General features: G+C 57.4%; 20 protein-coding genes and 4 pseudogenes. 12 read left to right on the forward strand and 12 right to left on the reverse strand.

The genetic code is table 11. The annotated features are described in order from the left end of the window. Positions 1-5 precede the first annotated feature (5 nt). Genes ATH90_RS13230 through ATH90_RS13240 form a run of 3 tightly spaced genes read left to right on the forward strand, consistent with a single transcriptional unit; the run spans position 6 to position 3,444 of the window. On the forward strand, positions 6-767 hold the full coding sequence (locus ATH90_RS13230; RefSeq protein ID WP_098467676.1) for a 1,6-dihydroxycyclohexa-2,4-diene-1-carboxylate dehydrogenase: 762 nt from the start codon (positions 6-8) through the stop codon (positions 765-767). A 54-nt stretch (positions 768-821) separates the two neighbouring features. After that, positions 822-2,156: an MFS transporter gene (locus ATH90_RS13235; protein WP_069023910.1), complete on the forward strand. Its 1,335-nt coding sequence runs from the start codon at positions 822-824 to the stop codon at positions 2,154-2,156. A gap of 40 nt (positions 2,157-2,196) precedes the next feature. Next, positions 2,197-3,444 (forward strand): OprD family porin, encoded by a 1,248-nt coding sequence (locus ATH90_RS13240; protein ID WP_098466461.1) that lies wholly within the window; start codon positions 2,197-2,199, stop codon positions 3,442-3,444. On the opposite strand, the gene ATH90_RS13245 is transcribed toward ATH90_RS13240, so the two are convergent. Next, complete coding sequence (locus ATH90_RS13245; RefSeq protein WP_069023906.1) at positions 3,441-3,665, reverse strand: DUF2790 domain-containing protein; 225 nt, start codon at positions 3,663-3,665, stop codon at positions 3,441-3,443. The genes ATH90_RS13240 and ATH90_RS13245 overlap by 4 nt on opposite strands. A 110-nt stretch (positions 3,666-3,775) precedes the next feature. Between ATH90_RS13245 and ATH90_RS13250 the strand changes: the two genes are divergently transcribed. The 4 genes from ATH90_RS13250 (at position 3,776) to ATH90_RS13265 (ending at position 7,281) form a co-directional block, all read left to right on the forward strand. After that, on the forward strand, positions 3,776-4,687 hold the full coding sequence (locus ATH90_RS13250) for a LysR family transcriptional regulator (RefSeq protein ID WP_034103492.1): 912 nt from the start codon (positions 3,776-3,778) through the stop codon (positions 4,685-4,687). Between the two features lie 229 nt (positions 4,688-4,916). Then, positions 4,917-5,750 (forward strand): oxidoreductase, encoded by an 834-nt coding sequence (locus ATH90_RS13255; RefSeq protein ID WP_098466462.1) that lies wholly within the window; start codon positions 4,917-4,919, stop codon positions 5,748-5,750. 26 nt (positions 5,751-5,776) lie between these two features. Continuing rightward, positions 5,777-6,718 carry an AraC family transcriptional regulator gene (locus ATH90_RS13260; protein WP_098466463.1) on the forward strand — a complete coding sequence of 314 codons (942 nt, stop codon included), beginning with the start codon at positions 5,777-5,779 and terminating at the stop codon, positions 6,716-6,718. A 245-nt stretch (positions 6,719-6,963) separates the two neighbouring features. Then, the gene (locus ATH90_RS13265) at positions 6,964-7,281 is read left to right on the forward strand and encodes a hypothetical protein (RefSeq protein WP_098467677.1); all 318 of its coding nucleotides are present in this window, start codon (positions 6,964-6,966) and stop codon (positions 7,279-7,281) included. A gap of 138 nt (positions 7,282-7,419) precedes the next feature. On the opposite strand, the gene ATH90_RS13270 is transcribed toward ATH90_RS13265, so the two are convergent. The 6 genes and pseudogenes from ATH90_RS13270 to ATH90_RS13295 form a co-directional block, all read right to left on the reverse strand. Next, positions 7,420-7,788, reverse strand: a complete 369-nt coding sequence (locus ATH90_RS13270; protein WP_098466464.1) for a hypothetical protein — start codon at positions 7,786-7,788, stop codon at positions 7,420-7,422. A gap of 142 nt (positions 7,789-7,930) precedes the next feature. Further along, positions 7,931-8,386, reverse strand: a complete 456-nt coding sequence (locus tag ATH90_RS13275; protein WP_170041116.1) for a hypothetical protein — start codon at positions 8,384-8,386, stop codon at positions 7,931-7,933. A gap of 145 nt (positions 8,387-8,531) precedes the next feature. Further along, positions 8,532-8,956: pseudogene (locus ATH90_RS29555) on the reverse strand (LysR substrate-binding domain-containing protein); the annotation flags it as partial. Between the two features lie 12 nt (positions 8,957-8,968). Beyond that, positions 8,969-9,724 carry a bestrophin-like domain gene (locus ATH90_RS13285; protein ID WP_098466466.1) on the reverse strand — a complete coding sequence of 252 codons (756 nt, stop codon included), beginning with the start codon at positions 9,722-9,724 and terminating at the stop codon, positions 8,969-8,971. Positions 9,725-9,782: 58 nt separating this feature from the next. Further along, a pseudogene (locus ATH90_RS29560) lies at positions 9,783-9,902 on the reverse strand (S-(hydroxymethyl)glutathione synthase); the annotation flags it as partial. A 32-nt stretch (positions 9,903-9,934) separates the two neighbouring features. Further along, positions 9,935-10,057, reverse strand: a pseudogene (locus tag ATH90_RS13295) (S-(hydroxymethyl)glutathione dehydrogenase); the annotation flags it as partial. On the opposite strand from ATH90_RS13295, the pseudogene ATH90_RS13300 reads away from it, so the two are divergent. Next, positions 10,057-10,176 (forward strand): annotated as a pseudogene (locus tag ATH90_RS13300) (SDR family oxidoreductase); the annotation flags it as partial. The pseudogenes ATH90_RS13295 and ATH90_RS13300 sit on opposite strands and share 1 nt — an antisense overlap. A gap of 7 nt (positions 10,177-10,183) precedes the next feature. On the opposite strand, the gene ATH90_RS13305 reads toward ATH90_RS13300, so the two are convergent. The 4 genes from ATH90_RS13305 to ATH90_RS13320 form a co-directional block, all read right to left on the reverse strand. After that, a complete protein-coding gene (locus ATH90_RS13305; protein ID WP_098466467.1) occupies positions 10,184-11,536 on the reverse strand; it encodes an MFS transporter in 1,353 nt (450 codons plus the stop codon). A gap of 99 nt (positions 11,537-11,635) precedes the next feature. Beyond that, the gene (locus ATH90_RS13310; RefSeq protein ID WP_098466468.1) at positions 11,636-12,250 is read right to left on the reverse strand and encodes a nitroreductase family protein; all 615 of its coding nucleotides are present in this window, start codon (positions 12,248-12,250) and stop codon (positions 11,636-11,638) included. A gap of 70 nt (positions 12,251-12,320) precedes the next feature. After that, a complete protein-coding gene (locus tag ATH90_RS13315; RefSeq protein WP_034103479.1) occupies positions 12,321-12,674 on the reverse strand; it encodes a putative quinol monooxygenase in 354 nt (117 codons plus the stop codon). An 85-nt stretch (positions 12,675-12,759) separates the two neighbouring features. Next, complete coding sequence (locus tag ATH90_RS13320) at positions 12,760-12,957, reverse strand: tautomerase family protein (RefSeq protein ID WP_034103477.1); 198 nt, start codon at positions 12,955-12,957, stop codon at positions 12,760-12,762. Between the two features lie 149 nt (positions 12,958-13,106). On the opposite strand from ATH90_RS13320, the gene ATH90_RS13325 reads away from it, so the two are divergent. Beyond that, positions 13,107-14,009, forward strand: a complete 903-nt coding sequence (locus ATH90_RS13325) for a LysR family transcriptional regulator (RefSeq protein ID WP_098466469.1) — start codon at positions 13,107-13,109, stop codon at positions 14,007-14,009. 15 nt (positions 14,010-14,024) lie between these two features. Here the strand turns inward: ATH90_RS13325 and ATH90_RS13330 are convergent, their stop codons facing one another. Next, positions 14,025-14,924, reverse strand: coding sequence for a LysR family transcriptional regulator (locus ATH90_RS13330; protein WP_034103473.1), 900 nt, complete (start codon positions 14,922-14,924; stop codon positions 14,025-14,027). Between the two features lie 144 nt (positions 14,925-15,068). Here ATH90_RS13330 and salA point away from each other — a divergent pair, with 144 nt between their 5' ends. The 3 genes from salA (at position 15,069) to ATH90_RS13345 (ending at position 19,025) form a co-directional block, all read left to right on the forward strand. Further along, complete coding sequence (salA, locus tag ATH90_RS13335) at positions 15,069-16,370, forward strand: salicylate 1-monooxygenase (RefSeq protein WP_098466470.1); 1,302 nt, start codon at positions 15,069-15,071, stop codon at positions 16,368-16,370. A 376-nt stretch (positions 16,371-16,746) separates the two neighbouring features. After that, positions 16,747-18,171: a hypothetical protein gene (locus ATH90_RS13340; protein ID WP_141537480.1), complete on the forward strand. Its 1,425-nt coding sequence runs from the start codon at positions 16,747-16,749 to the stop codon at positions 18,169-18,171. Next, complete coding sequence (locus tag ATH90_RS13345; RefSeq protein ID WP_098466472.1) at positions 18,168-19,025, forward strand: hypothetical protein; 858 nt, start codon at positions 18,168-18,170, stop codon at positions 19,023-19,025. The genes ATH90_RS13340 and ATH90_RS13345 overlap by 4 nt, the downstream gene beginning before the upstream one ends. The last annotated feature ends 89 nt before the right edge of the window (positions 19,026-19,114 follow it).

A 19,114-nucleotide genomic window follows, 5' to 3' on the forward strand; every position in this document is an offset into this window, starting at 1 on the left:
TGTCCATGACTCAACGTTTCAACAACAAAGTCGCGCTGGTCACCGGCGCCGCCCAGGGCATTGGCCGTCGCGTCGCCGAGCGCTTGCTGGAGGAGGGCGCCTGGCTGGTGGCAGTGGATCGCTCCGAGCTCGTGCATGAGTTGCAGCATGCACGCGCACTGCTGCTGACTGCGGACCTTGAACAGCACGCCGAGTGCGCGCGGGTGATGGCCGCGGCCCAGGCGCAGTTCGGGCGTATCGACATTCTGGTCAACAACGTCGGCGGGACTATATGGGCCAAGCCTTTCGAGCATTACGCCGAACGAGAGATCGAAGCTGAAGTGCGCCGTTCGCTGTTCCCGACGCTGTGGTGCTGCCATTGCGTGCTGCCGTACATGCTGGCACAGGGCAGCGGCGCCATCGTCAATGTGTCGTCCGTCGCCACCCGTGGAGTCAACCGCGTGCCCTACGGTGCGGCCAAGGGCGGTGTGAATGCACTCACTGCCTGCTTGGCCCTGGAAACCGCCGGCAGCGGCATTCGCGTCAACGCCACCGCGCCTGGTGGCACAGAGGCACCACCACGGCGCATCCCGCGCAACAGCCAGCCGCAGAGCGAGCAGGAGCGCGTGTGGTACCAGCAGATTGTCGACCAGACCCTCGACAGTAGCCCGATGAAGCGTTACGGCAGCATCGACGAACAGGCCGGCGCGATCCTGTTCCTGGCGTCCGACGAAGCTTCCTATATTACCGGCGTGACCTTGCCGGTGGGCGGTGGCGACCTCGGCTGAAGCGCGTTCTACCTGCAGACACTGACTCACAACAACAATAAAGAGAGCACTGCCATGCGTACCCATGATGTCCATTCGATTATTGATAACGCTCCGTTCAACCGCTTCCACTGGTTGATCGTGAGCCTGTGTGCGGTGCTGTTGATCTTTGACGGCTATGACTTGTTCATCTATGGCGTGGTCCTGCCGTCGATCATGCGCGAGTGGGGGCTCACGCCCTTGCAGGCTGGCGCCCTGGGCAGCTACGCGTTGTTCGGCATGATGTTCGGTGCACTGATTTTCGGCACCCTGGCGGACCGTTTCGGCCGCAAGAAAGGCATTGTGTTCTGCTTCGCGCTGTTCAGCGTCGCCACCGTGATCAATGGCTTCGCCAGCAGCCCCACCGAGTTCGGCATCTGCCGGTTCATCGCCGGGCTAGGCTGCGGCGGGCTGATGCCCAACGCCGCCGCGCTGATCAATGAATACGCACCGAAAAAAGTCCGCAGCACCCTGATGGCGTTCATGTTCAGCGGTTACTCCCTGGGCGGCATGCTGGCCGCCAGCGTAGGGATTTTCATGCTGCCGCACTTCGGCTGGTCGTCGATGTTCTTTGTCGCGGTGATCCCGCTGCTGCTGTTGCCGCTGATTGTGTACTGGCTGCCGGAATCCATTGGCTTCCTGATCCGCCAGGGCCGCACGGAACAGGCCCGCGCTCTGCTCGCTCGCCTGTCGCCGGGCACCCTGATCAACGCCGAAGATGAGTTGGTCGTCACCGACATCAAGGGCAAAGGCGCCTCGGTGGTGGAGCTGTTTCGCCATGGCCTGGCGGTGCGCACGGCAATGATCTGGACAGCGTTTTTCTGCTGCCTGCTGATGGTCTACGCACTGAGTTCTTGGCTGCCCAAGCTGATGGCCGGCGCCGGTTACAGCCTGGGGTCGAGCCTGTCGTTCCTGGTGGCCTTGAACTTGGGGGGCATGGCGGGCGCCCTCATAGGCGGCCGCCTGGGCGACCGCATGAACCTGGTGACCGTGACGATCGCGTTCTTTATTGCCGGGGTTATCTCGATCAGCCTGCTGGGCATCAACAGCCCGATGCCGGTGTTGTACCTGCTGATCTTTGTTGCAGGGGCGACCACCATCGGTACGCAGATCCTGTTGTATGCGGGGGCGGCGCAACTGTATGGCTTGTCGATACGCGCCACGGGCCTGGGCTGGGCCTCCGGCATCGGCCGCAACGGTGCGATCGTCGGACCGCTGCTGGGCGGTGCGCTGATGGCGATCGAGCTGCCGCTGCAACTGAACTTCATGGCCTTTGCCATTCCTGGTGCCATCGCGGCACTGGCGATGACGGTGTTCGCCCTGAATGAGCGCCGCAACCGCGTGGCCTTTCCGACCGCACAGGCGCTGTGACCTGCACCCACCGTCGATAACAATAACTAAGAGCAACGACATGCACACACAACGTATCTGGCTTGCCCTGCTGGGCATGCCCCTTGCGGCGACGGCTGGCGAGGGTGGTTTCTTCAAGGATTCCACGGCCACCTTGCAAGCCCGCAACTATTACTTCAGTCGCGATTTCTCCGACATCGTCGGGGCCAACAAACAATCCCGGGCAGAGGAGTGGGGCCAGGGTTTCATCCTCACCTACAAGTCCGGTTATACCCCAGGCCCGGTAGGCTTCGGCCTGGATGCACTGGGCACCCTGGGCCTCAAGCTCGACAGCAGCCCCGATCGCGTCAATACCGGCTTGCTGCCGGTGAAGGACGACGGGCGCGCCGCCGACGACTACAGCCGGCTGGGCCTGACCTTCAAGGCGCGCCTGTCCAAGACCGAGCTGAAGGTCGGCGAACTGCAGCCCAACCTGCCGGTGCTTGCCTTCAGCGACATTCGCCTGCTGCCGCCGAGCTACCAGGGGCTGAGCATCAGTTCCAGCGAGATCAGCGGCCTCACACTGCAGGCCGGGCATTTGACCAGCACCCGCCTGCGTAACGAGGCCGGGGACGAAAAGATGATCGCCATGCTCGGTCATGTGCCGCAACGCACGGCCGACAGTGAAGCCTTCAACTACCTGGGCGGCGACTACGCCTTCAACAGTAACCGCACCAGCGTCAGCCTCTGGCACGGCCAACTGAAGGACATCTACGCCCAGGACTTTGTCGGCTTCAAGCACAGCCAGCCGATCGGATCGTGGGTGCTGGGGGCCAACCTGGGTTACTACGATGCGCGGCAGGACGGTGACCAATTGCTTGGCAAGCTCGACAACCAGGCGTTTTTCTCGCTGCTGTCGGCCAAGCGAGGCGGCCATACTTTTTACCTCGGTTATCAGGCGATGTATGGCGACAGTGCCTTCCCGCGTGTGTTTGCCAACATCACCCCGCTGGGTAACGAGGTGCCCACCTACGAGTTTGCCTACACCGACGAGCGTTCGTGGCAAGTGCGCTACGACTATGATTTTGTCGCGCTGGGCCTGCCGGGGCTGACCACCACCGTGCGCTACATCACTGGCGACAATGTGAACACGGGGGCTGGCTACGAGGGTAAGGACCGCGAGCGTGACCTCGACATCGGTTACGCGGTGCAAAGCGGCGTGCTCAGCGGCCTGGGGATTCGGATTCGCAATGTGATGGCGCGTTCCAACTACCGCAGCGACATCGACGAGAACAGGCTGATCCTTAGCTACACCTGGAAGCTGCTTTAAACCCCGCCCTGGCAGGTGCCCATCACCGTGTATTCCACGGTGTGGCTTGTGCCCTGGCTGTCGAGATAAACCAGGGTGGCGGGCTCCACCTGGCAACTGCCGGGCACCGCAGTGATGGAAACGATGTGCTGGATATCCAGCGGCTGGCTGTCATTGCTGCCGGCGGCGAAAGCCCCGGTGGCGGTGAACAGCAGGATAAGGCTGAGAAATCGAATATTCATGCTGGGGTCCTCTGTCAGTAGGCTCCAGTGTAGTGGCTGCAGCGCCGCGTTAAAGACAGGAACCGGTAAATGACCCGTACGCATTATGTAGCAATAAAGGCCCGCCGCTGATGGACCTGTTCAACGGCATGCGGGTATTTGCCCAAGTGGTCGACAGCGGCAGTTTTGCTGCAGCGGCAGAGGTGTTGAACCTCTCCGGAGCGCAAGTCTCACGACTGGTCGCCGACCTCGAACACCATCTGCAGGCGCGCCTGCTGCAGCGCACCACCCGGCGCCTGAGCCTCACCGAGTCCGGCGAACGCTTCCTGCTGCGCTGCCGTGGCATCCTCGACGACGTCAGGGACGCCAGCGCCGAAGCCAGCGGCGCCCACCTCAACCCCCGCGGGCACCTGCGCGTGCACTGCATGAGCGGCCTGGGCGTACTCATCACCCCCTTGATCGCACGGTACAGCGAACTCCACCCCGACGTATCCCTGGAACTGACCCTTTCCCAACACACCCCCGACCCCCTCGAAGAAGGGCACGACGTCGTCATCTCCATCGCCCACGCACTCCCGGATTCCGCCCTGGTCAGCCAGACCATCGGCCAACTGTTCAGTGTGCCCTGCGCAGCCCCCGGCTACTTGGCCAAGCACGGCGTACCGGAACATCCCCGCCAACTGCTGGAGCATCGACGCCTGCACCTGCAGGACTTCCAGGAGGATGAATGGCTGTTCCAGGACGAGGCGGGCGCCATCAGCATTCCGCCCGGCACCACCTTCAGGACCAACGTTGCCGATGCGATGGTCAAGGCTACGCAAGAGGGGATGGGGGTCAGCCTGCTACCGTTTTTCAGCGCGTACCCGGCGCTGAAGGACGGCTCGCTGGTGCGGCTGCTACCGGAGTATCGGCTGCGTGAGCGGACGATTTTCGCGGTGTACCCGTCGCGGCGGTTTTTGGATGCGAAGGTGCGTACTTGGGTGGTTTTTTTGCAGGAGAGGTTGCCGGTGGTGTTGGGTGGGTGTATTGGGGTAGATAACTAGGAGGGGTGGGCTGGTTTAATTGGCTCCTATCGGCCAATAGTTGACGTTCAAAGCAGGGTAGAGAAATCCGTTCCCTTTCTTCCTTTGGTCTCGTTTCCTGTCATCAGACTTCAGGTTGCTCACCGAGCACTTCGATAGAATCAGGCAATACTAAAATCCAATTCGGCATAGTCCCCAACCCCTCTCCGCCCTAGCATGGCCTCACCTTATATCTTCAGGAGTGCGTCCCATGAGTGCAGAAAAAACCATTTTTATCACCGGCGTGAGTAGCGGCTTTGGCCAGGCCCTGGCTAAGGAAGCTCTCGCCCAAGGCCATCGAGTGATCGGCACTGTCCGCAGCGAATCATCTTTGGCAATCTTCCAGGCGCTCTCGCCTGGTCGGGCCCATTGTGTGGTGCTGGACGTTACCCACTTTAATGCCATTGACGCAGTGGTCGCCGCTGTTGAGGATCAGTTTGGCCCTGTGGATGTGCTGGTTAACAACGCGGGGTATGGCCACGAGGGGATTTTCGAGGAGTCGTCGTTGGCGGAAATGCGCCGCCAGTTCGACGTCAATGTATTCGGCGCGGTGGCGATGACCAAGGCATTCGTGCCGTATTTTCGCCAGCGGCGGGCGGGGCATATCCTTAATATCACGTCCATGGGCGGGTATATCACCATGCCGGGCATTGCTTATTACTGCGGCAGCAAATTTGCGCTGGAGGGCATCTCTGACACGTTGAGCAAGGAGCTTGCACCCTTCAATATTTTTGTCACGGCTGTGGCGCCGGGGTCGTTCCGAACGGACTGGGCAGGTCGTTCGATGCAGCGTACGCCGCGCAGCATCAGTGACTACGATGCGACTTTCGACCCGGTACGAAAAGCCCGTGAGGAAAAAAGCGGCCAACAACTGGGCGATCCACAAAAAGCTGCACGCGCGATGCTGACGATTATCGCGAGCCCCAACCCACCGGCTCACCTGCTGTTGGGCAGCGATGCCCTGGCTCTGGTGCGTGACAAGCTGCACCGGACGGCGGAGAGTATTGAGCAATGGGAGACGCTTAGCTGTTCTACGGACGGCTGAGCATGAAAGGGGAGGACGTATAGTTGATGCAGAAACCCGAGAACCCGAGCACAGCGCGTATCGTGCAGTTGATGAGCCAGCTTGCACCGTTGGAGGGTTACAACCTGAGCCCGCTGGATGATGTGCGTTTTCTGCGTTCCAACCGGCCGCTGACGCGCACGCCGGTTTTGTATGAGCCGGGAATTGTCATTCTCTGTCAGGGGCAGAAACGCGGTTATCTGGGTGATGAAATTTACGTCTATGACGCCCAGCATTATCTGGTGGTGTCGGTGCCAGTGCCTTTTACAATGGAGACCGATGCTAGCGAGGCGGAGCCAATGCTGGCGATTTACCTGCGTCTGGATTTCGCCCTGGCCGGCGAGCTAATTGAGCAGGTAGATAAGGTATGGAACATAAGAGTGGCTCAGCCTATGGGCATGTACGCCTCGCCCATGGATGAACCGCTACGCCAGTCCACCCTGCATTTTCTGGAAGTCATGGGCGACCGCACCGACGCGCAAATCCTTGGCCCGGCGATGTTGCGCGAACTCTACTACCGCATCCTCACCGGCGAACAAGGCAACACCCTACGCGCGGCCATCGCCCAGCGGGGTCAATTCGGCAAGGTGACGCGTGCCATTTACAAAATCCACCGCTGTTACCACGAGCATCTGGATGTAGAAGCCCTGGCCCAGGAAGCGCAGATGAGTGTGCCTAACTTTCATCTACATTTTCGTAAGGTGACGGATTCCTCGCCTATGCAGTACCTCAAGTCGACGCGGTTGCATCAAGCGCGATTACTGATGCTGCGTAATGACCTGACAGCGGCCAAATCGGCATTTCTGGTGGGATATGAAAGTGCTTCGCAATTTAGCCGCGACTTCAAGCGCCTCTTCGGCCGCACACCGATAGCGGAGGTGGCATGGATGAAACAGACTTATGCGTTGCCGGCACCGACAACCCCGTCGCCATTCGTGTCATCACACTGAGCCTTAATCAATCCTGTCTTGCCCGGCGCCAGTAGGCTTGTAAACGCCGTGCTGTTTCAGTCTGCGGAGAAAGGGGAGGAATTTATTTACCCTGCTCTAACGTCTGCTAAGGGTCGTTTTCTGCCCCTAGGGACAGACAGAAAACGGCCCATTGCTGACTGTCGTAACAGTTGCCTGCCTAGCGTGGATATCTTTGCCAGCGCTATTGTGCGCACCATTTACCCACAAAAAAATGGAGCCCAATGATGAGGGCAAAACGCTATCGAGTTCGCTTAATGTTCGAATGGGGCGGAGGCTGCCTTTGGTGTGGAAACACTATTGCCCGGGAGAAATTTTCTGTAGGGCCTATTGAAGAGAGACTACCACTCAGTAACGAAGTACAGGCAATGCTTAAAGAGCTTTCACAGTGGCATGACACCTCGCTGAACTGGGACTATCCACCTGATCCCGGCCCTTGGAGTGCAGACGATTACGCAAGATTTGACGAGGCCGCCGCTAAATTACTGAAATCCGTCCAACAGGAACTGGGTGAAGAATTCGAGGTGGTGTACGAAAAACTTTAGCTTATCGGTGTGAGCCTTCGACCTGATTCTGATAACGAAAGGATGCAGCTATAGATCGGTAGCTCACCTTTGCAACAGGCCGCCACAACCCAAAGCAGACATATTAGCTTCTTGATCAGTAGGTAGCCCCCGCCAGTCCTAAAATCGAGACGGCGGTTCATTTCCAGCTTTGATCTGTGAAAAGACATGGTCTGGATCTGCCTGGCACCAATATCTGAACAGAAGGCGAGGTTCGGTATCCCCAAAATACTGACTCAGGAAGCTCTCGGCGGGGATTAACAATTTAGTTTCTGGCCATTGCTGAGCTAAAACACCTATGTGTTTGCCAGACGAACAAATAATCCACGTCGCCTTGCCTCCACTGATGCCAGGCAGGTAACCCATACCTTGGATCGTTTCGAACAAAGCGCGCAGTGTTACTGCTGGATCAAGCCTGATTGATGTCCTACGACTTTCCAGATCATCCCCTGCATGCACGCCATCCCGATCAATTTGAATGACCAACATGAATGTTCCTTTTCAGTGTTGTGTGATTACTAGAATGCCAGCGTAGGAATGCCAGCAGCTATCTGTCTACAGTCCGCTTTGGTCCGGTTGCTGCCTTTCGCGACGGGCAGCAATCGACCCAAAGCCGACATAACTCCGTGCATTATCGTTTTTCCACAACAACCACATAATCGGAGAAGTCGACATCACCCACCCCGTCGCTACATTCCAACGTCATCGTGCCATCGGTCCCGTGGACGTGAATTCCAGCATTGCCAACCCATGCATTCATGCCAAAAGCGCTCTTCCAGACGTTCCAGATTTTTAGAACGTTTCCACCTTTAGAAAACACTTCTATCTCCAAAGCATCGGGACTGGTATCAGACCACAAAACTATTTCGGGACAGCCGTTGCCAGAGCCTTCGACGACAATTTGCCCGCCCTTTATCTTTAATGCCAATCCTTGCACTCGACCGTTCGTAGCGCCCAATCGACGAACTGAAAAGACGGTTCTGGGCTCTGTGATCTTGATCTCAATGATCGCAACGACAGTTTTTCCATTGAAACTTATGGGCTTCCCTTTGGTGCGCATAAATGTCGAGGAGAGCGTTTTTTCCATTTTTAGATCCCCGGAATCTCTCAGGTGCCTTGCCTCAGTTTGGCCTAGGGAGGTTAGCATCTCTATACCTTAGGGGATTATGAATGGCTGCTTCTGGCCGATTGCTGCCCTTACGATAGGCAACAATCAGCTACCTGCCGCCAAGCGCCAAATGCGCCCGACTCGGGTACAGCAACGCCAAAGGGCGAGGGGCTGGCCTATGCGGCCTCAGAATCTCTACCAGGCTGAGACTGTCCAAATGCTCGGCCACGGTGATCCCAGCGTTACTCTCAAACGCCCGATCCTGGCCCTTTATCGAGAAATGCCAGGGCAAGGTCCTGTTGCTCTGACCGGATAAGAAGTTGACGCCGCAATGGGAGGCCAGGTCGTCGAGTGTCTGTGGTTCGCCATGCCGTACAGGTACTCGAACGCTGCACACGTCACCACGGTGGCCATCGCGATAGGGCGTGCGATCGATGTTGAATCCGGTAGCTCGCCAATACGCAACGTAAAGTCGATACCTTCACCGACAAACTCGACAGCCCGGTCGGTCACGCCAAGAATCATGTTGATGCCCGGATAGGCGGCGGTGAGTGCGACCTTTTAGAGCTGCATGACGGCCAGCGCCCTGCGCAGGGGCTCGTCGGATATCTGGATGGGGCCATGGAAGGGCACATCCATGTCCAACACCAGGTAAACAGACGCTGCGATCAGCAATGACGAGATGATGAACATCCCGATGACCATCGGGTTCCTGGGGGCGCGGTAGCCAAAACTCGCGAAGATCAGCGTCAACCAGGCGGCCAGCATCCCGATCAACGGGCCGGGAATCGCCCCCTCCGACTGCTCGACGATCCTCCAGCGTTGCTCGATGAGCGAACGGTATTGCTGGCGAATATCCTGGAGCATCGTTTCGTGAAAACGATCCGGGGGTTTTATACCGGTCAATGACTTCCCGATGTCGTCCAGGTATTTAGCCGCCTCACTGTTACGGTGCTGCAATGCTTCGTCACCGCGATAGGGGGTCTCGATCGCTCGCTCAAGATAAGTGACCAGGCGGCTCCTTGTGTCTTGTGTTGCTTCTCCGTAGGCACGCAGCGTCCGGTCAAAAATGATCAGGCTGGTTGCGTACCCGTGGAAATTCGCATCAATGGACTCAAAGGTGTTCTTGGCGGAGTTGATCATCAGCCCGAATTCCAGTGACGTCATGACCACAAAAATATTCGCGACCAGACGAATGACCGTGTTGGTCTCGTCATCCCTGTGGTGGGCCGCCAGTTTGGGGTACCACTGCATCATGAGCAGTGATGCAGCAACCAGGCACCCAAAAATGGCCAGTGCGATCCAGAGTGAGTTCATGCGTCAGCGCCCTGATCAAGAGGATTCAAGTCTTGCAGAATAGACTGTCGACGGTACCCTTGTTCTCGATACGTCCGTACAGGTGCGCGTGGCACGCAGTGCAGGCGTGGCGCGGAATGGCTGCGTTCTTGTCCGCAATGGCGAGCTTGTCGGCATGTGCCGTGACGCTGACAGCATCGCCCGAGGGATTTGCCGCCCCCGGGCCTCACATCAGTACTTGATGACGGTGCGGATCGACTTGCCTTCATGCATCAGGTCGAACGCTTCATTGATGCGTTCCAGTGGCATCGTGTGGGTGACAAAGGGCGCCAGCTCGATTTCGCCTGTCATGGCGTGCCGCCAGCGTTGAGGAAGTGGCTAACATGATCGTGTATGTCTGCTCCACGCAGGCATCGGCGACCACCGGCGCTTCGTTAAGAGTCGACGGTGGCGTAGTGGACGATATCGTCTAGCCGGCCTTCAGGGCTGGCGGGATACGTACAGATTCACCCCGATACAGACCAGCAAGGCGAACGCAGACAACAGCATTGCGTTCGCCATCCCTTGCGAGAACGACGCCACGTCATCATGCGCAATCAATATTCCCGAGACGGCAACGCCTAACACGCCGCCCAACTGCCTGGCAGAAGCCATCAACCCCGAGGCGATCCCTGCATCGTGCTGGGATACAGACGACAACATCGAATTGGTAATGGACGGCACCGACATTGCGCTGCCAATGCCGACCAGCATCAGTGCGCCATTGAGCAGCCATGGGGAGGCTTGCGCCGTGATTTGCGACAGTACGAGAAAACCTGCGATCTGAACGCTAAAGCCCGTGGTGATGATGCGTGTGGCGCTGAAGCGTTTGGCGAAGCGTGAGGAGAGCAGGGTTGAAAGGGTCAGCACCGCCGTCAAGGGGATGAATGACACCCCGGTTTTGAACGCGTCGTAGTGCAGGAAGGTTTGAAAGTAGATACTGAACACGAACACTGCGCCATAAAACGTCAAATTGATCGCAGCACCGGCCAGCGCCATGCTGCCGAGCACTTTATTGCGGGCAAGGCGTGTCGGTAGCATGGGATCCTTGACGTGACGTTCGATCACAACGAACGCTGCCGCACAGGCCAGCGCAACAGCCATGGATGTCAGCGTCTCAGCGCTCCAGCCTTGCGCACTCGACTCGGTCAAGCCGTAGGTTAAGGATGCAAGGCACACAGCAATACTGATCTGGCCCGGAATATCGATGTGTTTATCGACCCGAGGGGATGCGGGTGCGTAGCGCAGGATCAGCATGATCGCCAGCAGACCGATTGGAATATTCAGCAGAAAGACACTTCGCCATCCAAAGTACTCGATCATCAAACCACCGATTACCGGCCCGGCAGCCAGCGCTATTCCGCCGCAAGCCCCCCAGAGCGCGACGGCAGATCGACGTCGGTCCGGGTCTTGAAATGACACACGGATCAGCGTCAATGAAGTGGGGATCAGCAACGCGGCTCCGATGCCCTGGATCACCCGCATCGTGATCAGGACACTCATGCTGTTGGCCAAGCCGCAGCCGATGGAGGCTAGGGTAAATATCGCAAAGCCCGCGGCGAAAACGGATTTTGCCCCCCATTTGTCACTCCAGGCTCCCCCCAGGATCAGCAAGGCAGAGAAGGGCAAGGCATAACTGTTAATGACCCACTGAAGGCCGGTGAGGTCGGCGTTAAAGGCGGCTTTCAGGGCTCCCAGCCCGACGTTCACTACGCTGACGTCGAGTTGCACGACAAGAAAGCCCAGGCAGGCAGCGATTAAGATGGCGCGTAACGAAGCAGGAGTTTGAATCATGGCATTTGTGTTTCACAGCCTGTGGCAGGTCAGGGTTGAGGCGATTGACCCAGGCCATGGCATGCCTGGCGTGAACCAGGCACGCACAGTGGCGAGGGCTTACACGAACTGCAATACGTCGTTCACGGCTTTACGCGGTTTTTGTGGCCAGTTGGCCGAGCCCGGGTAGCCAACGGTGATCAACATCACAGGTACTTCTTCCTCCGACAGACCGAACTCCTTGGCCACCGCAGCCTGATCGAACCCGATCATGGGGGTCGATACCAGGCCTTGGCCCTTGGCGGCCAACATCAGGGTCATCGCGGCAAGCGAGCCAGAGCGAATGGCTTCGTCGCGCTGCAATTGAGCGTTTTCCTGGTACATGCCTTGGGCCGCACCCACCCACATGTCGTAGATCGACTGGTCAATGATTCCGGCATCCAGGGTCGGCTTCAATGCGGCAGGCAGGGTGACATGCGGGTTCAGGGTGCCGCAGACAATAAACGTCACGGCGGCGTCCATGATCTTTTGCTGGCCGAATGCCAATGGCAGCAGGCGCGCTTTGGCTTCGGTGCTGCGTACGGCCAGGAACTTCCAGTTTTGCAGGTTGAAAGCGGAAGGGGCGTGGGTGGCCAGGTTGACCAGCTCGGCGACCTGGGCGTCCGTCAAGGAGCGTTCAGTGTCGTAGCTGTTGGCGGAAATGCGGGACTTAATTACTTCGGCGATAACGGACATGGTGATCTCTGTGCGGGCGGGTGATGCGCAGGACACGGTTGTCACTCTTGAGCCTGCGCCCTGTTTCAACTCAGCGGCTGAAGCCGTCGAATGGCGTCATGTAGACGGCGCCGAACGGGTCCAGGCGCTTGCGGATTTCAGCGTCGGGGGTGCCGTACACCACCAGGCTCTTGATGGTGCACAGCTCCAGGAAACGCTGGCCGAAAGGCGCAAACGTGGTGTCGACGTGGCTTACCACGGCATCGACGTTATAACGCTCAAGGATGTGCACGGTGCTGTTGTCTTCGTTGACGCTGTATTCGTAAACCAGTGTGCCCGGCTCAGCCTTGGTGGCCGCAACGATCGTAGCAATCAGTCGTTTGAATTCAGCGAACTCGGCGGGTTTTACCGCAAGTGAGAACAGGCAGGAAATATAGGGATGCATGATAGTGGTCTCCGGCAGAGGGATGACAAAAACCTGCAAGGCAGCATCGGTGGATTAGCCAGAGCATGCGGTGCAGGTCGGGGCGTCAGGATTTCTCGGGGGCTTCCCCGAACAGCTTGCCGGCGCCTGCCCAATCCGATGCGGCTACGTCTTCGAAGATCACGTAGATGTAACTGGCATCGGTACCGGTGTGTTTAACAATGCTTTCGGTGATATCGGCTGCAACAGCCGCTTTCTGCGCGTGTTCTTTACCTTCGAACCAGCTCACACGTACGACGGGCATGATGTATTCCTTCTAGGACATTGATCTGGAAGCGGTGCGCGAAGTGCACCGTTGTCTGACTGGAATCCATCGTACTGTTGAATACTGTGGCGATAAACGGCCTTCAGCTATAATCTGGGTAGACCAAAACTCTACAATGGCAGTGCATCATGGTACCTATCGACTCCTTCCAAGGCGTCATCACCTTCGTCGTGGCGGCGCGTTCATCCAGTTTCACCCAGGCAGCGGAGCGCTTGGGCCTGTCGAAGTCTGCCGTGGGCAAGGCCATCGCGCGGCTGGAAGAGCGGTTGGGCACGCAGTTATTCCATCGCACTACGCGAAGGATTTCCCTGACCGCTGATGGCGAGGCCTACTTCGCAGCGTGCTCCACGGCGCTGGAGGAAATCGGCACCGCAGAAAGCGGGCTGGGGCCAGGTGGTGGTGAACCTTCAGGACGTTTGCGGGTTGATGTTCCGGTGGCCTTCGGACGGCGGGTCGTCGCACCACTGTTGTTTGAGATCGCCAACAAATACCCGGCGCTTCAATTGAGCCTGACGTTTTCCGATCACTTGGTGGACCCGTTTGAAGAGGGTATCGATTTGTTGGTGCGCTTCGGCGAATTGCAGGACACCAGCGGGCTGGTAGCACGGCGATTGACCCGTCAACGCTGGGCAGTTTGTGCGTCACCTGACTACCTTGCGCGCTTCGGCACCCCGCAAACCCTGGAAGAGCTGACCCAGCATCGCTGTATCGTCGGCCATCGGCGCGGCCAGCCGCTTTCATGGCGAGTGATGCAGGCGGGTAAAACCGTGCGTTACGCCCCCCCTTCAACGCATCAGATTGGCGATGGCGAAGCCATGATTCTGGCCGCGGTGGCGGGTACGGGCCTATGCCAAATGCCGCGTAGCCTGTTCCAGGATGATATCGAGGCGGGCAGGCTGGTCGAGGTGTTGCAAGCCTATGAGCCTGAAGCGGTGGACGTGCATGCGGTGTGGCCCAAAGTGTCGCACCTGCGCCCCAAGGTGCGTTATGTGGTCGACGAGTTGGTCAAGTTGTGCGCGCATTGGCAGTGAAGGCTGCACGCGCCGTTAATCGCTGAACAGCTCGAACATCAGTTGCCGGAACCATTTATTGGCGGGGTCCCGGTTGTATTTGCCGTGCCAGAATAAGTTGATGGCAATCTCGGGCAAGGGCAACGGGACCGGCAGGCTGGTAAGCCCAAACGGCTGCGCGCAGCTGTTGGCGAACCGCTCGGGAACGGTCGCGATCAAGTCGGTGTTTTGCAGGATATGCCCGACCGCTACAAAGTGCGGTACTTCCAAGCGAATCTCACGTTGCAGACCCGCACGCTGCATATGCGTGTCGATTTCGCCATGCCCGGTGCTGGCCGCAACGATCCTGACGTGCCCAAACTCACAGAAACGTTCGCGGGTCATGGGCTGTTGGGTCAATGGATGGTCTTTTCTGCACAGGCACACATAGCGATGGTGAAATAAACGCCGCTGGTAAAAGCCCGCTTGCAGGTCTGGCAGCAGCCCCACGGCCAGATCCACCTCGCCACTGGCCAGGCTTTCGGATAGCTGGGCATTGCTTCGCAGCGTACTCACCGAAATGCCAGGGGCCAGTTTCAGCAGCGCGTCGATCAGGCGCGGCACGAAATAAATCTCCCCGATGTCGGTCATCGCAACCACAAAGCGTTTTCGGCTAGTCGCTGGATCGAACTCGTCGTGGCGGTTTATCGCACCGTGCAACAGGCCGATCGCTTGGGATACCGGTTCTGCCAGTTGCACTGCGAATGGGGTTGGCTGCATGCCGTTGGGAGTTCGCACGAACAGCTCATCGTTGAACGTGATGCGCAGACGCTTCAGCGCATTGCTGACGGCCGGTTGAGTCAGGCCGAGGCTTTCAGCCGACACAGAAACACTTCGGTCTACCAGCAGTTGGTTAAAGATCACCAAAAGATTCAGGTCCAGCTCGCGCAGATTCATCGTGGGTTCTCTTGGACACATGTGCGGGTGAAGTCATTTTTATATTCACGCTGGTGATAGTTTGTATGGAGGGCAGGGCATTTATCAATGGTTTGTGAATAGTCATGATCGGACTATTCCAAAAACAAACATAAGGTTTTTTCCATGACTAGCCCTCATTCTGTCTTGCAAGTGGGCATCGTCGGCGGCGGTATCGCTGGCGTGGCCTTGGCACTTGATCTCTGCCGTCATCCGCACCTGGACGTGACGTTATTTGAAGCCGCACCTGCTTTCGGTGAAGTCGGCGCCGGTGTTTCGTTCGGTGCAAACGCAGTGCGTGCCATCGAAGGCCTGGGCATCGGCACGCCCTATGAGCGCATTGCTGACCGCACGCCACAACCCTGGCAAGACATTTGGTTTGAATGGCGCCGCGGCGTGGATGCCGGCTACCTCGGTGCCAGCATCGCCGATGGCGTGGGTCAATCGTCGGTGCATCGCGCCGATTTCCTTGATGCGCTGGCCCAGCAATTACCGGACGGAATTGCCCGCTTCGACAAGCGCGCGGTCAGCGTGCATGAGGCAGGGGAAAGGGTCAGCGTTCAATTCACCGATGGTACTGACTACGAATGTGACCTGCTGATCGCAGCCGACGGTATCAAGTCATCTCTGCGCGACTATGTACTTGAGGGGCTCGGCCTGCCTGTGGTCGCACCTCGATTCAGCGGCACCTTTGCCTACCGGGGCATGATCGACAGCGAGCAACTGCGCCAAGCGTATCGCGCTGCCGGCGTCGATGAGCACCTGATCAATGTTCCGCAGATGTACCTGGGGCTCGATGCTCATATCCTCACGTTCCCGGTCAAGCAAGGTCGGTTGATCAACGTGGTGGCCTTTGTTTCCGATCGCTCGACCCCCAATCCTGTATGGCCGCAAGGCACACCCTGGGTCAAAACCACCAGCCAGGCGCAAATGCTGGACGCCTTCGCACATTGGGGCGATGCCGTGCGCGTATTGCTTGAGTGCATTCCCGCGCCGACGCTGTGGGCGCTTCACGAGTTGGACGAGCTTGCAGGCTACACACATGGCCGTGTCGGGCTGATTGGCGATGCTGCTCACGCCATGCTTCCCCATCAAGGCGCAGGGGCCGGCCAAGGGCTCGAAGATGCTTGGCTGCTCGCGCGATTGCTCGGAGACAAGCGGGTGCTGGAAAGCAACGCCCAGGATGTTCTGCAGGTATATGACGCGATCCGTCGTCCTCGCGCTTGCCGTGTGCAGCGCACGTCCTGGGAAGCCGGTGAACTCTACGAGTTTCGAGACCCCCAGGTTGGAGACCGTGAGCCTCTCCTGTCGACCACCCTGGCCAGTCGCTTCGACTGGTTATGGATCCACGATATGCAATCGGACCTTGCGCAGGCCCACAGGCAGCTGGGCTGGACCGAAGACGGCGTCGCTACTTGCTCTTTCTGATTGTGCTGCGAGTGTTCTGGCGTCTGCTAAAGCGACCACCCGCCTTGCCGGCCAGCATGAGCCGGCTGGTGGCGGCATGGGAGCATCAGTGTATGACTTTTCGAGCATGGGCCAGTGGGGCATCCTTTTGAAACCACCCGAAGCATGCCCTCAAATGTGCCCCCAATGTAGCAATCCACTGGAAGTGAATTGAGCTACATGGTTTGTGGAAAGGCAAAAATGATCAGAATCACAGCCTGTCCTAAGATCACTACAGACTCTCAGGGTCGCCAAAGAACATTTTGACTTGGCTCTAGAACGCTGGTTTCAGAGCTTAAAATTGAAGCTATGCCCCCATTTTTGCCCCCACTTGCAACGGCTGTGCTAGCGATCGTGAATGGCGATTCCTGATAAACACCAGTGTGGCTTTGGCTGGCTTTCAGTGTACTCCCTGAAGTCAGTATTTAATCTTTCTTGTGACAGTCCTCAGTCTGCCTCGGCGTTGCGTTGCAGTATTTTTATGCTGCAATGCAATGCGTCGGCAGCAGCCCTCCATCTGCGTGCAATCGCTTTGTTTCTTGTTTCGGATGTGTACCAGGGTCATGCTATAGACAAATTCTGCTCAAATTGTGAGATCGCTGTGGAAGTGTCGCTCGATGGAATGAGCTTGGTTGAATCAATTGCACGAGACCTCTCTGCGCCCGGCATGACCCCTGTGCTTGCGATCGAGCGTGCTCTCGAAGCACATCTGCATGAGCGATTCGCAGGAGCTTTCTCGGACATCCTGGTTAAGCCGCCCAGGGTCAAATTCCACGCGATGTACTTCAAGCAACGGTACGCTTCGCTGCCAGTCCTTCTTGGTAGTGAATACGAGACTTGGTATCCGGAAATCACGCTGTCCACTGCTACGTCGCACGCTTTCGATCAGATTGAGCTTACGTCTGAGGCTCTAGAATTGCTTCCCATATTGTACGGGGGAGGGGTTTCCAAGGTTTATCAACTCAAGCGGAAAGACCTGAAGAGGCAGACGAACCACACTGTGCGGATCAATCACATCAAGCTTGGCTCAGAGGTCATCCAGGCTGTTTTGAGCCGCCTTGTGCAATCACCGCCGTCCCAGCCGCTTATCTCGAACCTCGACCCCTTGTCGAGTTCGTGGGGGCTGAGAATCGTCTCATTCGATCATATGCTGTCTGGCAAGCGACTCCTCTGTGAGTGCTCCAAAGCGTTCCATGAAAACGCTATGGCGAATTTGGAAGCTGGGGGATATCACAGGTCCGCGTTGCGTGAGTACATTTCAACGTGCGGCTACGGAATGGGCCTGTGCCACTTGTGTATTGCTAAGGCGGCCCCTGAGGACGAAAGGTACGGTCCTAGTATTGAGACCAATTATGAAAGCTACCTCGATCAAGTGATGTTTGATCTGAAGGTAGATCAGAGAACCGCTCGCGCCGAGGTGATGCACGTCCTTAGGTTAAGCCGGTGGCGGCGGGAGTCCGCATTGTACGGTTTGGTGCGGGAGATTTTTCCTGATCATCAGGTTTTGCGTGAGGCCTCTCCAGGGTGGCTTGGCAGGATGAGACTCGACATTTACCTGCCGGAGCTGGGGCTCGCTATTGAGCATCAAGGAGAGCAGCACTACCGGCCTCTAAAGGTCTTCGGTGGTGAGGAGGCCCATCTACGGGTGGTGGAAAGAGACGCCTCCAAACGTAGGCTATGTGCTGAAAATGGTGTTGAGGTCATTGATTTTAAATTTGATGCGCCGCTTACCAAAAGCTCCGTCAGGCAACGCCTTTCAAGATTTTGGGGGGGTAACGAATGAAAAATTTCAGGGATTTTGACAGTGATTTCAATCTCCTCATTGAGCTGATGGTGGCAATGATTGATGCTCGCGCTTCCAGCCCCATTACTCCGGGAATGGGATGGCTCAACGACATACAGACCCTTTCTATCAAGCTTTTCAAGCAGCTCTGTTCGACGAAAAGTCTTTCTGATGGGTGTGTTTTCAAAAGCGCGGCAGGCAAGAGCATTGAGTTCATAGACCAGGGATCAGTCTCGATTCTCGCTCGTGCTTCAGTAGAGACGTTTCTGACCTTGCACTGGATCTTCGGATGCCCTAGTGAGCGGTCTCAGTTTAGGCATGCGCTGTGGCAGTACGCAGGGCTCACGGACAGAGTGAATCTGAACTCATCAACGGATGAGGGGCGTGTCAAGCAGGCTGATGTCAGAGTACAAAAGGCAGAATTGCTCGGGTTTATCGAAGGTTCACCTCTCCTCAATGAGTATTCCGTTCGGGAGATCAAAGAACTGAAGAAAGGCAACTGGAGGGTTGGCTGGTCTTGGAGCAGTGAGGCAGTGCGTGCGGGCTTCCATAAGCTGTATTTCGATAACGTCTACAGTCATTTGTGCGGGTACTCGCACAGCAACTACATCAGTGCTATGCAGATCGGGCAGGCCCAAAGCATTACCGACCAGTCCAAGCTCGCCTCGGCAGGCATCCAAATCAGCATCCATATTCTCGCGCATTTCATTCATCTGTACGCGTCCACTTTCTCACCAGCTGCCGATCTCCTGGCAGCTTCGCCAGCAAAGGCAGTAGCTGACCTGTGGCACTTCAAAGCTGAAGATATGAACTTCATTTTTGAGCAAGAAAAAAGCGCCGATCACGATGCTTAGTGAGCGGCGCTCTGGTTGTATATGGGCTCTATCGGCAGCAGAGGTCAGGCTATTGGTAGGTCCTAGCCTGCGCTTCCCGTTTGAGCTTT

The organism is Pseudomonas lurida (genome assembly GCF_002563895.1).
GTDB classification, from domain to species: Bacteria; Pseudomonadota; Gammaproteobacteria; order Pseudomonadales; family Pseudomonadaceae; genus Aquipseudomonas; species Aquipseudomonas lurida.